The organism is Spiroplasma sp. AdecLV25b, assembly GCF_030913225.1.
GTDB lineage: Bacteria > Bacillota_I > Bacilli_A > Mycoplasmatales > VBWQ01 > Spiroplasma_E.
Window position 1 is genome coordinate 1 of record NZ_JAQYTS010000043.1, and the last position, 13,636, is coordinate 13,636.

The 13,636-nt window shown below is 28.4% G+C and carries 12 protein-coding genes, 1 other RNA gene and 1 pseudogene; 13 read left to right on the forward strand and 1 reads right to left on the reverse strand.

Annotated elements, in window-relative coordinates; all coding sequences use genetic code 4:
- Window positions 1-29: 29 nt before the first annotated feature.
- Window positions 30-440 carry a Holliday junction resolvase RecU gene (locus RDJ14_RS04180; protein ID WP_308150125.1) on the reverse strand — a complete coding sequence of 137 codons (411 nt, stop codon included), beginning with the start codon at window positions 438-440 and terminating at the stop codon, window positions 30-32.
- A gap of 78 nt (window positions 441-518) precedes the next feature.
- On the opposite strand from RDJ14_RS04180, the gene RDJ14_RS04185 reads away from it, so the two are divergent.
- The 13 genes and pseudogenes from RDJ14_RS04185 to RDJ14_RS04240 all read left to right on the forward strand — a co-directional run bounded on the left by RDJ14_RS04185 (window position 519) and on the right by RDJ14_RS04240 (window position 13,338).
- Window positions 519-836, forward strand: coding sequence for a DivIVA domain-containing protein (locus RDJ14_RS04185; RefSeq protein ID WP_308150126.1), 318 nt, complete (start codon window positions 519-521; stop codon window positions 834-836).
- A gap of 30 nt (window positions 837-866) precedes the next feature.
- An RNA gene (rnpB, locus tag RDJ14_RS04190) (RNase P RNA component class B) lies at window positions 867-1,211 on the forward strand.
- Window positions 1,212-1,258: 47 nt separating this feature from the next.
- A complete protein-coding gene (locus RDJ14_RS04195) occupies window positions 1,259-1,726 on the forward strand; it encodes a CinA family protein (protein ID WP_308150127.1) in 468 nt (155 codons plus the stop codon).
- 109 nt (window positions 1,727-1,835) lie between these two features.
- Window positions 1,836-2,591, forward strand: a pseudogene (gene recA / locus RDJ14_RS04200) (recombinase RecA); the annotation flags it as partial.
- 33 nt (window positions 2,592-2,624) lie between these two features.
- On the forward strand, window positions 2,625-2,774 hold the full coding sequence (locus RDJ14_RS05240) for a hypothetical protein (protein ID WP_374047467.1): 150 nt from the start codon (window positions 2,625-2,627) through the stop codon (window positions 2,772-2,774).
- A gap of 150 nt (window positions 2,775-2,924) precedes the next feature.
- On the forward strand, window positions 2,925-4,499 hold the full coding sequence (rny, locus tag RDJ14_RS04205) for a ribonuclease Y (RefSeq protein WP_308150128.1): 1,575 nt from the start codon (window positions 2,925-2,927) through the stop codon (window positions 4,497-4,499).
- A 116-nt stretch (window positions 4,500-4,615) separates the two neighbouring features.
- The gene (gene ffh / locus RDJ14_RS04210) at window positions 4,616-5,971 is read left to right on the forward strand and encodes a signal recognition particle protein (RefSeq protein ID WP_308150129.1); all 1,356 of its coding nucleotides are present in this window, start codon (window positions 4,616-4,618) and stop codon (window positions 5,969-5,971) included.
- A gap of 405 nt (window positions 5,972-6,376) precedes the next feature.
- Window positions 6,377-6,628, forward strand: coding sequence for a hypothetical protein (locus RDJ14_RS04215; protein ID WP_308150130.1), 252 nt, complete (start codon window positions 6,377-6,379; stop codon window positions 6,626-6,628).
- Window positions 6,609-9,326: an Mbov_0397 family ICE element conjugal transfer ATPase gene (locus RDJ14_RS04220; protein ID WP_308150131.1), complete on the forward strand. Its 2,718-nt coding sequence runs from the start codon at window positions 6,609-6,611 to the stop codon at window positions 9,324-9,326. Before RDJ14_RS04215 ends, RDJ14_RS04220 begins: the two co-directional genes overlap by 20 nt.
- A 214-nt stretch (window positions 9,327-9,540) precedes the next feature.
- A complete protein-coding gene (locus RDJ14_RS04225; RefSeq protein ID WP_308150132.1) occupies window positions 9,541-9,840 on the forward strand; it encodes a hypothetical protein in 300 nt (99 codons plus the stop codon).
- 38 nt (window positions 9,841-9,878) lie between these two features.
- Entirely contained in the window at window positions 9,879-11,246 is a 1,368-nt protein-coding gene (locus RDJ14_RS04230) for an Mbov_0396 family ICE element transmembrane protein (protein ID WP_308150133.1), read from the forward strand.
- A 38-nt stretch (window positions 11,247-11,284) separates the two neighbouring features.
- Entirely contained in the window at window positions 11,285-11,413 is a 129-nt protein-coding gene (locus RDJ14_RS04235; RefSeq protein WP_308150134.1) for a hypothetical protein, read from the forward strand.
- 32 nt (window positions 11,414-11,445) lie between these two features.
- Complete coding sequence (locus RDJ14_RS04240) at window positions 11,446-13,338, forward strand: VirD4-like conjugal transfer protein, CD1115 family (RefSeq protein ID WP_308150135.1); 1,893 nt, start codon at window positions 11,446-11,448, stop codon at window positions 13,336-13,338.
- Window positions 13,339-13,636 lie beyond the last annotated feature (298 nt).

Below are 13,636 nucleotides of genomic sequence, written 5' to 3' on the forward strand. Positions count from 1 at the left end.
CTACCAACTTTTAAGTATGGTACAATAAATTAAACTAAATTTATTTGATATGAGAAATATTGCTCTGTAAAAATAAATTTACACAAGATTCGGGACTTAACCCAAAAAACTAAAAAATATTCATCGTATTGCCAAAAATAAATGATAATAAAACTAATCCCACCAAGATTAAAAACATTTTCTAGATATTCCAATTGATGAATTTTAAAATTATTTCAAGGTAGCGTTAAACTTTTAGTACTTTTAGCTTCAAAACATAAATATTTACCTTTGTAAATACCATGATAGTCAACATTACTTTTTTCCATAAACTTACCATGTTTATTATTCATAGTTAGAGGATTGTGTTTAAAAATTAATGCTCGTTTTTCATTATTTATTATTTCAATAGTATAATTAATTATGGCTTCCAAAAACATGCCACGATTTGCATAAAACATAATTATCAACTCCTAATGATAACTAATAAATTGCAAATAACTTTCCTTTTTAATTTACAAATAAAGTGAGGTTTAATTATGAATATCAATAAAAAAGATATAATTAATAAAGAATTTAGTGTTGACTATAAAGGTTATAACGCACAAGAAGTAGACTTATTTTTAGATTTAGTAGCTACTAATTTTGAATTGTTAGAAGAGTATGTTACTAAACTAAAAAAACAAAATGAAATTTTAGAAACAGATAATAATAAAATATTGTTAGAAAATGATAGTTTAAAGACACAGTTAGTAATTTTAAAACAACAAAAACAAAAATTAGAAGCAAAAGGTGTAGAGAACATTGATATTATTACTAGATTAAGTAAACTAGAAAGTATTGTACATGAAGAATAAGTATGATATAATTTTATCCTAAAAGAATAAAAAATGAGCTAATCGCTGCAGTAATATGTAGAGGAAAGTCCACGCTCGCACTTTCTGTGATGAAAGTAATGTTTGTGTTAGAGGAAACAATAACTCTAAGCAGTAATCCTGACGGCTGACAAGAACCTAAGTTTAAATAATAAGGTTGGCGTCTATAAAAGTGTCATAGAGACGAGTTTTAGGGAAACCTAAAGTATGGAACGAGGTAAACCCCACAAGCGAGAAACCCAAATTTAGGTAGGGGCATTGGTTTATTGGAATCGAACAATAAACTGAACTATTGACAACAATGGTAGATAAATGGTTAGCACTTGCAAATGCAAGAACAGAACGTGGCTTATGATTTTTTTATTCTTTTTTTCTTTTAAAATATTTGATTGAAGGTTTAAAAGATGAATGAACTTATAGAATTATTACAAAGATTAAATTTTAAAATTAGCTCTTGCGAAAGTATTACGGGTGGTCTTTTTGTCCAAGAACTTACTAGTATTGCTGGTGCTTCACAATACTTTAATGGAGGTATTGTAGCATACAGTGATGAAGCTAAAATAAATATTACAAAAATTAAAAAACAAACAATTGAAAAATATGGTGCAGTTAGTAAAGAATGTGCATTAGAAATGGCAGTTAATAGTCAAAACATGTTTAAAACAGAAATTGCTATTAGTTTTACTGGTAATGCTGGACCAAAAACTATGGAAAATAAACCAATTGGTTTAGTTTACGTGGGCATTGTTATAAATGATAAAACTTGGTGTGAAACTTTTCAATTTGTTGGTAACAGAAATGAAATTAGAACTCAAGTTGTAGAACAAGCAATAATTATTTTAAAAAAGATTTTACAAAATTTTAAAAAATAAAAAAAGGTATCACCTCGTTTGCATGTTAATTGTTTACGAGGTGATTTTAATGCAAGAAAAAAATTTGCAAACAGATATTAAAAGTAAAGAAGATTTGGTTTCAATAGCTATGAAACAAATTGAAAAAGAATTTGGTAAAGGTGCTATCATGCTATTAAGTGATAGTAGTATTATTACTGATATAGAAGTGATTAGTTCGGGTAGTATGTTATTAGACGATATTTTAGGAATTAAAGGTTTTCCTAAAGGCCGAATTATTGAAATTTATGGCCCTGAATCTGCTGGTAAAACTACATTAGCATTAATGGCTTTAGCACAAGCTCAAAAAATAAATGTAAAATAGCTTTTATTGATGCTGAACATGCTTTAGATCGTCAGTATAGTCAAAAACTGGGAGTTGATATTAATGGTTTATTAGTATCACAACCAGACTCTGGTGAACAAGCTTTAGAAATCTTAGATATTTTAGTTAAGTCGCGCATTAGATATGATTATCGTTGATTCAGTAGCAGCATTGGTGCCACAAGTGGAACTTGATGGTGATATGAACGAACAAACAATTGGCGCTCAAGCGCGATTAATGTCCAAAGCCTTACGAAAACTAAGTGGAAGTATTGCTAAAACAAATTGTATTGTTATATTTATTAATCAAATTCGTGAAAAAGTTGGTATTATATATGGTAATCCTGAGATAACACCAGGCGGTAAGGCTTTACGATTCTATAGTAGTATTAGATTAGAAGTACGTAAAGGTGAACAATTACTAAAAAATAGTCAAATCATTGGACATAAAATAAAAATTAAGGTCGTAAAAAATAAAGTAGCACCCCCTTTTAAAACTGCAGTTATTGATTTCTATTTTGCGCAGGGGTTTTCACAGCAAAGTGAAATTATTGATATTGCCGTTGAAAAGGGAATTATTAATAAATCAGGTGGATGATATAATTATGGAGAAATAAAATTAGGTCAAGGAAAAGAAAAAGCAAAAGAAAGTTTAGAGTTAAATACTACACTTTTAACTGAAATTAAGGCACAAATCAATTTTTAATTTTTACAACTAAAACATGTTAAAATTAAGGAAGGATAATAATCCTACGTATTTGTGTTATGATTAGAAAAAAACTGTTATTATTGAATTTTAATTTTTTCAATTTTAAGGCTTCTTTTTCCTTGCTATAAATCAAGGAGAGGATAGATTATGAAAATTAGTATAACAACATTATTATTAAATATAACTAGTGGACAAATGGGAATATACTTGAGTATAATAATATCGATAACATTGACTGTAGGGATAATAGCAGGTGTTTTCGTTAGAAAATTTTATTTAAAGAAACAAGAAGAAAAAAGTTTGGATAACATTAAACAGAAGGAAAAAGAAGCACAAAAACTAATTCAAACTACAAAAGCTGATGCTAAAGTTGAAATTGCAAAATTAAAAAAAGACTTATACGCTGAAATTGATTTTCGCAAAGAACAAAATTTAGATTATGAAAAAATATTAAATAAACGTGAACGCAAGTTAACTGAAAGAGAAGAAATAATTGAAACACAAACTCAAAATCTTTATCATCAACGTGAAATTATTAAAAATGTTAAATTAGACTATCATCACAAAATTGATCAAATTATTGTAGAATTAGAAAAAAACTCTGGTATGAGTAAACATGAAGCGAAAGAAGAACTATTTAAAAAATTAGAAGAACGCTTGTCATTAGATTTTAATAAGATGATTAAAAATCATGAATACAACACTAAACTACAAGCAAAAGAACTTGCTAATAATATCATAAGCGAAGCCATTGAACGTTATGCTAGTAACTTTGTAGTTGATAAATCAGTTGCTTATGTTAAACTGCCAAATGATGAAATGAAAGGACGAATTATTGGAAAAGAAGGTCGTAACATTAAATTATTTGAATTAACTGCTGGTGTTGATATTATTATTGATGACACACCAGAAACTATTCAAATTTCATCTTTTAATCCTATTAGAAGAGAAATTGCCACTAGAGCGTTAGAAGATTTGGTTAAAGATGGACGTATTCATCCCATTAGAATTGAAGAAGTTTTAAAATTTCATGAACAAGAATTAAATGAAAACTTTAAAATTGATGGTAAAAAAATAATTGATGAATTAAAATTAACCAATTTTGAACCAGAATTAGTTAATTATATTGGCCGTTTAAAATATCGTACTAGTTATGGTCAAAATGTCTTATTACATTCCTATGAAGTTGCTAAATTAGCAGGTAGTATGGCCGCTGAATTAGGACTAGATATTAATCTAGCTAAACGTGCTGGTTTACTACATGATATTGGAAAAGCAGTTGATTATGAATTAGAAGGTTCGCATGTTTATAACGGTGTTATCCTAGCTAAAAAGTATGGTGAAGATGATATTATTATTAATGCTATTCATTCTCACCATGGTGATGTTCCTAAAAATAATATTTATTCTTGCTTAGTGTCAGCAGCCGATACATTATCAGCAGCACGACCTGGTGCTCGTAATAATTCATTAGAAGAATTTATTACAAGAATTAAAGAAATTGAAGATTTATGTAAAACAATTAAAGGCGTTGATAAAGCCTACGCTGTGCAAGCAGGACGTCAAATAAGGGTTATTGTTGATCCTAATGTTATTAATGACATTGATGCTCACACATTGGCTCGCACGTTAAAAGAAAAATTACAACGTATTATTACTATTCCTGGTGATATTCATATTACTGTGATTCGTGAAGTTCGTGCTACAGAATTAATTAGTTAAAATTTGAAATATAAATCAAAAATATAAGTTGTTAGGTGCTTATATTTTTGATGTTTAAGATAAATTTAATGTTAAAATTAAGTGTGTCTTAAAAAAACAAGAGGTGAATAACAAATATGAGTTTTGCTGATATGATGTCAAAAAAAGTTCAAAAAACTTTAGAAAAAAATTTAAATAAAAAAACATTAACATTGGAGAACATGGAAGATACGATTAAAGAGTTCAGATTAATTTTACTAGAAGCTGACGTTAACTTTCGTGTTGTTAAAACTTTAATTAATGAAATTACTGCTAAAGCCAAAGGTGAATTTATTAAAGAAGGTTTAGACCAAAAAGAAATGCTAGTTAAAATCATGCATGAAGAATTAACAAAAATTATGGGTGCTAAAAATATTGAGCTTAACCTATCTAGTAATCCAGCAGTGATTATGGTTGTAGGTTTACAAGGTTCAGGAAAAACCACAACGATTGCTAAATTAGCTAAGTTAATAACTGATAAATATAAAAAACGATGCTTATTAGTTGCAGGCGATATTTATCGTCCTGCTGCAGTTGAACAATTAAAAGTTTTAGGAAAAAATCTACACATTGAAGTATTTTCATTAGAAAATGAAACACCACAAACAATCGTTAAAAATGCCCAAGCATATGCTGATAAAAATAAATTTGATACTGTCTTAATTGATACAGCAGGAAGATTACACATCGATGAAAAGTTGATGAATGAGTTAGCAGATATTAAAAAAATTACTCAACCACAAGAAATCTTATTAGTTTGTGATGGAATGGCTGGTCAAGATATTATTAATGTTGCTATTGAATTTAATAATGCTATTCCTATTACAGGAAGCATTATTACTAAATTAGATGGAACAGCCAAAGGTGGTTCTGCTCTTTCAATTGCTTATTTAACTAAAATTCCTGTTAAGTTTTTAGGTATGGGTGAAAAAGTTACGGATTTAGAAACTTTTTATCCTGAACGAATGGCAGAACGGATTTTAGGTATGGGTGATATTGCCACATTAATGGAAAAAGCCCAAAGTACTGTTTCTTCTCGCGATGTTGAAGAAACTATGAATCGCATGATGTTAGGACAATTTGATTTAAACGATCTTGTTAATCAAATGAAACAAATTAAAAAAATGGGTAAATTAGGTTCGTTAGTAAAAATGATTCCTGGTATGTCTGCTAAGATTAGTGATAGTAAGATTAGTGATGCCGAAGCTGATTTAAAAATTACGGAATACATTATTGCGTCAACAACCGCACAAGAACGTGAAAAACCACAAATCTTACGTTATCCAACTCGTAAAACACGAGTTTTAAAGGGCTCTGGCCGTAGTGAAAAAGAATTAAATAAAGTTTTAAATCAATTTGAAAAAACCAAAAAAGTCATGGATCAAATTGCTGGTCAAATTAAACGCGGTGAAATGCCAAGCATTCCTGGTATGGAAGACCTTATGAAAAAATAGTGATTATTTCAACGAATAATGTTAAAAAATGTTTTAAAAAAACAATTTATATAATTTTATAACTTAATTTTTAATACGTTTTTAATTTAAATATACATATAGGTAATAGATATTTAAATTAAAAGTCATAAAATATGTCAATTGTAAAGGTTAGCAAATTATAAAAAAGATTTGTTATTTTAAATTAATTTGTTAAAATTTATTCAACTCAAGAAATTTGTTGAAAATTCTTTGATTTTCTTGAGTTTTATAAATATTGTCTTAAAATGGGTTGTATTGAGTTTAAATTAAAAAGAACTAGGAAGTACAAATTTTCTACGCTCGAATGCTTAAAAAGTTTGGGCAAATCAGAAGACTTTTTCTTGAGTTTGGTAGTTAAATTAAATTCAGTTAGGAGACAATATTATGAAAGATACATTTGCATCAGTTCGCTTATCTCAAAAACCACAAAATTCATTTTCCTGCTATCGTTGCGGAAGAGTAATTTTAATAGCAGATTACTTAGAGGGCATAAATATTCAAGTTAACTGTAATCGATGTGGTTTTAAAAAGCGTGTTGAAACCATGAAAATTGAAAAAAAAGAGAATAATATTAAATCAAACTCGAAACATAATGAGTTATTAACTGAGGAAAAAAATGAAATTCTTAATACCTAAAACTATTAAATTTGTTAAATTACAAATTTGAAGAAGTGTTGGTTTGGTTGATTTACTAATTATCTTAATGGTTATTGGTTTTGCTTCAATTATAATTTTATTGTTAAATATTAGTATCATCTTAAAATTATTATCTGTTTCTTTAGTAGCTATTGCAACAATTCCATTAACTTTTTCTTGACAACCAAGAAAAAAAGGTTGAGAAATAATTATTTTATGATTTAAATTTCATAGTAAAAGTCGTTATTATAAATCTGATAAAACTTCACAAGCATTAGTACCTTTTAAAAAAGTTATTAGTAAAAATGTGATGCAATTAAATGTTAAAAACACCAATTATGCGCGTGCGTTATTATTAGAAGGTTTTAATATTACGTTACTATCAAATGAGGAAGCATCTAATAAGATTAAAGATTTAGCTGCTGCTTTTAAAATTATTAATATTTCAATGTCACTAATAAAGATTGATATGCCATTAGATATTAGTGCTCAAACTAGTTTTTACCAAACTCAATTAGTGCAAGTGGATTTAGAAAATATTAGTGTTAAAGCCAAAAAAGCACGAATAGAACAATTATTAACAGCAATTGCTGTTAATAATGAAATTCAAAATGAAAGTGAAATGACTCAACCATTCTTTTATTTATTTTTTTACAGTTCTAATCAAGACAAACTTCGTGAAGAAGTGAATGCCTTTAAAAATTATATTAGTCGTAGCGGTGTCAAGGCTACTGACGTTAGTGTTTTGGAAATGATGGTCGTTTATAGCAAACTAATTAACACAAATGAAAATGCTATTTTAAATGACATGTTCACTACTAATTTAGATAAAACTATGAAAAGTAAAGATTTAACTAATGATTTAGCTATCAAAGAATTACTGGTTCATAAAAATAATTTAGAATTTGCTAACTGCTTTCAAACTATTTATAACATATATGATTATCCTTTTGAAGTATCAGCAGTTTGATTAGCTAATCTTGTTACTATTCCTAATTCCAGTTTAATTTTTACTTTTAATAGTATTAGTGAAGAAAGTGCTAAAAAACAATTAAATAAATCTATGCAAAATTTAGCAACTTTAAATTATATGACCAAATCAGTTTCAGAACGAAGAGATTATGATTATCACTATGAATCACTTAACGAGTTATTAAATCAAATTTCTGGCGGTGGTGAAAAAATTTTTAATACCAATTTATATTTAATGATTTCTGGTTCTGATCGTAAAGATTTGAAAAAGAATATGAGTACAGCAGAATATGAAATTAAAAATAATGGTATGAAATTTGATAAATTATATTATCGTCAGTTAGAAGCATTTTTATCAATCATGCCCGATAGTGCTGACTGATTTAAAATTACTGGTCATGAAATGCCTTGTTTAACGATTGCTGCTAGTTTTCCATTTTTAAATCAAGAATTAAATGATAAACAAGGGTTATTTTTAGGATTTAATGAAAGTGGTAATAAAGTTTTCTTTGATCAACGAACAAAAAATAGTACCAGAAAGAACCATAATCAATTAATTATTGGAACTAGTGGTTCTGGTAAATCTTATACTTCTAAAAAAGAAGTTAATTATCAAATTATGCTCGGTCATAAAGTGATTGTTATTGATCCAGAACGCGAATATCGTGATTTATGTTACTATCATGATGGAAGTTGAATTGATGTTGGTGATGGTTCTTCAGGAAACATTAACCCCTTTCAAGTTACTTTAGCGTTAAGTGATGATGGTAATAATGATAACAATGGTCGTGATATTCTAGCACCCCATATGCAATTTTTAGAACAATTTTTAAATGTTGCTTCTGGTGGTTTAACTCGCAATGAATCAAGTTTACTTATGATTTATGTGCGTTTAATGTATGAAAACGCTGGCATTACAACCAGAACTAAAATTCATTTATTACAACCACATGAATTCCCCATTTTTCAAGACTTATACCATATCATTGAAAATGATATGATAAAAGAAACTGATGTGCGTAGTAAAAATGACTTAAAAAATTTATTAATTATTTTATCAAGATTTGTGAGCGGAGGAACCGATGCCAACTTATGAAATGCCCATACTAATCTGAATGATACTAATAGTTTAGTACAAGTTTATGATTTATATACTTTAACACAATCTGGTAATAAGCGATTAGTTAATGCTCAAATGTTTTTAATTTTAAAATACATTGAAAATGAAGTGCGAAAAAATAAAAACGATAATGAAATCAGCAAAAAAGAACAATGAATTTCTATTACCATTGATGAAGCGCATTTATTAATTGATAAAGAATTTCCTGCGGCATTATTATTCATGTACCAAATTGTAAAACGAATTAGAAAGTATACAGGGATGATTAATATTATTACTCAAAATATTAATGATTTTCTAGGTTCTGAGGAAATTAAAAAATACACAACTGCCATTATTAATTCTAGTCAATATTTGAAAGTTCTAAATCTTCAACCCCATGACTTAGCAGCATTGAATGAACTGTATGCTTCTTATGGCGGAATTTCCCCTAATGAAACTGACTTTATTGCTCGCGCCAAAGTCGGAGAGTGTTTATTTGCTATTTCTAGTTTATATCGTATGTGTTTAACTATTAATGTTAGTGTTGGAGAAACTAATGCGATTAAAGGAATTAGTACTTCGTATGAAAATGAAACTAATAATATTATTGAAATTAATAAATAATATTGTTAAATATTGTTTACTTTATTTCAAAAGTAACTATAATTAAATTGTATCAATATTATTTATAACATATGAATTTTGACTCTTAGTCCTAATTTACTTATTACAAGTAAAACAAGACTTTTTGTAGTCTTAATAAAAAAATTCATGCTTTATAAACAATTTTGATTAATGATATTTTTTTGTAATATTCAAATCAAAGGAGAACCAAAATATGAATCTTAATTTTTTAGATGATTTTGATACAAACAAAATTATTGATGCCATAAAACCTTATGTAACAGCAGTAACAGCACTTTTAATTGCTGCTTTAGTTGCTTTTAGTGTTTTCAAAATCGTTATTTTAGCAAAAGATTTAGCTGCTGCAGGTGATGACCCACAAAGAAGAAGTGAGATTAAAAAAGCCTTTATGTATACATTAATTGCTCCAATCATTGGTGTTGCTGCTTCAGGTACAATGATGATTTTTGTCAATGTTTTTAAAGCAGGTAGTGGAAACGTGCTTGGTAATTAGTTTTAAATAAAATAATTTATGAAACGAGGTGAGAACGTATGGATTGACTATGAAATGGGCTATTGCATATACTATTACTCCTTCCATGAATGATATTTGTTTCTGGTCCATTAGAAATAATTTATTTACTATTATCACCGCATGGTATATTTGACTACTTAACAACTGATGCTTTAACTAATTTAATTTTTGGCAACTTTATTGATGACCCATTGAATATCAAACATTTACCATTATTCTTTTTAGCACTTTCTATTGTTGCTATTGGCTTAATTGTTATTATGTTTATTATGCAATTGATAATTATTCAATTTACCGAAACCCATACCATTCGTGAAAAACTAGGTAAGGCCATTAAAAATACTTTTTTAGCAGTCTTAGTTATTATATTTATTCCTTTATTTTTTAGTTTAATTAACTATTTAGTAACAGGATTGTTAGTGGTTTTGAAAATTACTGCTGAAGGTAAGTTTACTGATTTAGCAGATAGGTTATGAGGAATTGGCGCCCCTGATGCGCAAAGTGCAAGCGATATTCCTAAAAATTATGGTATGCCACCAACAAATTTAACAATGTCTTGAAATTTCATTTTAGAACTTGTTGCAATTTGATTTACCTTATATGTATTATTTGTAGCAGCCATGACTTTAGTAGAACGAATTATTGATTTAATTCTTTTATTTTCAATTTCGCCAATTGTGGCTTCTATGATGCCTGTTGACCAAGGAAAAAGATTAGGTGTTTGAAAAGAAATGGTGATTGGTAAATTTATTATCGGCCCTGGTACGATGTTACCAATTTATATTTTTATGCAAGTATTACCTGAAGCGATTGCTGATATTAGTAAAACATTTAGTGGTTCTAGTGGTGATATTTGAATAGAAAGACAAATTCTATATGCCTTATTCTGTACAGCAGGTGCTATTAGTTGTTTAAAAACTCAAAAATTCATTAACCATTTAGTAACTCAAAATTTGGGAGTACAAAGTGCTATTGATTCTAACGGTGCTGGTATTGCAAGTAGTATCGCTGGTAAAGCGCATGGTTTTGCAAGTCTTGCTGCTGGCGGAGCAGGTGCATTAAAACTTGGAAAACAAATGCTGATTGGTGGCGCCAAGGATGGTAAAAACCCTGATGGAAGTACTAATTCTGCCAATGGTCTATTGAAAAATGGATTAACTGGCTATCTTGGTAAAGGTGCTAAAGGTACAGCTAACATTGCTGGAAGAATTGGTAAGTCCCATGCTGATGGTACTAAACTCAAAGATTTTGGAAGTGTAGTTGCAAGCCCAGTTACAAGACCATATAATGCTATAAGCAATTCTCTTAGCAGTGCTCGCGATGCATTAAGTAATGTTTATGGTGAAGGTAGATATGGTAGTCCTAATTACGATCAAATGGACTAAAATTATTTTTTAATAAATGTATAAATTAGGAGTTTATTATGAAACAAAGAGACAAAAATAACGAATTTAAAAAGAAGAAAAGTTATCGTTTTCGTCGTAATGTCGCAATTGGTATTTGTATGCTTATTGTTTGTACAATTGCTGGAGCAATTGCCACTTATGGTTAATATTCAACTTTATTAAAATTTAGGAGCAAAATATGAAATTTTTACGCACAAAAAAATGAGTATTACCAATTATTTTATTGATAGCAATTCCATTTTTAATTGTTATTAATACTTTAGGTGTTTATGCTATTATTTTCGTTAGTGGTATGTTTAATAATGTTAAACAAGGACAATCATTTACTTTACAGCATTTAACGCAAGATATTAAAAGTCATTGATTAATGTTTTTAGTTTTATGGGTAATTGAAATTAGTGTTTTATTATTTTACTTAATGATGCATAAATATAAAATTCATCGTGAAACACATAATAAAAGTCGTTTTCTTCGTGATTCTAAAAATAAAGTTTATGGTTCGGCAGCATGACTAACAACTAATGAAATTGCTAATATTTTCCCTTTATCAAAAACAGCCAAGGATGATTATGGAATTGTTGTCCAAACATCAAAAACCAAAATTGGTGGTGTTCAATTTAATATTAAACCTGATGCCCACAACATTGTAATTGGAGGAACTGGTTCTGGTAAAACCCAAAAATTAGTTATTCCTACTTTGTATTTAAATGCCCAATCAAAAGTTAAACCATCAATGGTTGTTACTGACCCGAAGGGAGAACTATTTCAAAATCATTCTAAGATTTTAAAAAATAATGGTTATGATGTTTATGTTATTAATTTACGTGATACTTCAGTTTCTAATTCTTGAAATCCTTTTGTTAAAGTTTATGATTTCTATGTGGAATCAATGCGCTTAAAAAAAGAAAATAATCCGTTAAACGATTCTATTACTTATGAATCAATGGCGTTATCGTGAATTAATGATATTGTTGAAGCATTATTTCCTGAATCAGACCCGAAACAAAAGTTTTGAAATCAATCAGCGATGCAAGTTGTGAAAGCGATTATGTTATTTATGCTTGAACAATTAGAAGACCAACCTGATGTGCCATTAAAATACTTTAGTATGTCTAATGCAGCTATTGTCGCTACTAATCGTCAACGCTTTGTTGAAATTCTAAAGAAGATGCCAACCCAAAGTTTAGCGCGACAAATTGGATTAGGAGTTTTAGAAGGAGCTGAAGAAACTGCAGGTTCAATTAGTCAAATGGTAGCCAATGGATTACGTTTATTTACTGACCCTGTTACGAGAAATATTAGTTGTAGCAATGATATTAATTTAGATGATGTTGTGAAAAAACCAAGTGCTGTTTTCTTAGTTGTTCCTGATGAATCTAATGAACGTAATGCCTTTGTCTCAATGTTTATTGCTCAGTTATATAAGAACACTATTCGTTATGCTAGTACTTTACCTGATTTAAAGTTACCGCGTCCTTTATATTTCATTTTTGATGAGTTTGGAAATATCCCAACGATTGCTAATATGGCACAAATGATTACCGTAGCTCGAAGTCGTAATATTTTCTTCATGATGATTATGCAAGATTTGCAACAACTAACACAAAAATATGGTAAAGAAACAGCAGAAACTATTTTTAATAACTGTATTTTACATACGTTTTTACAAACCATGGATTTACAAACTGCTAATAAATATTCTGATATGTTCGGTGAAAAAACTATTATTAACTATAGTCATTCTGGCAATAAAGATAAAAAGGCTGATAACATTAACTCTTCATTGCAAGGTAAGAAATTAATTACTGGTAGTGAATTGATGAAATTAGATTTCAATACTGCTGTTATTTTCTTAGCTAAACATAACCCTGCCAAAACAAGATTAATTCCCTTTTATGAATGAGGTGTTAAACCGACAGGAATGGCCACTGTTACTAATGCTTCACGATTAATTGATTTTAATAAAGATTACTATTTAAGTTATATTGGTCTCTTTTATTATATTGAAAAACGGAAAAATCCTGAAGCTGCTGCTAATCGTGAAAAGAAAGAATCAGAAACTCAAGAATAAAAATATTTGGGCGCTTGTCAAAAATCCGGAATAAATTACTTCATACAGTCTTATTATCATGTAGACAAGAAATAATTTGGATTTTTTATGTAATTGTAAGTAAATAATATATTTTTTTTAAAATAATTGCAACTAAAATACTTATTTTAAAAAAAAGAAAATAATTCATGTAAATTAATTTACATGAATACATCACAAAAATTCTTATTAAAGTTTCCTTTCATAAGTTTTATGTTATTTTCGGTTTTTTAGGTATTTTTTAATTTATATTTTGATTTTATAATAACTGTATTTCCAT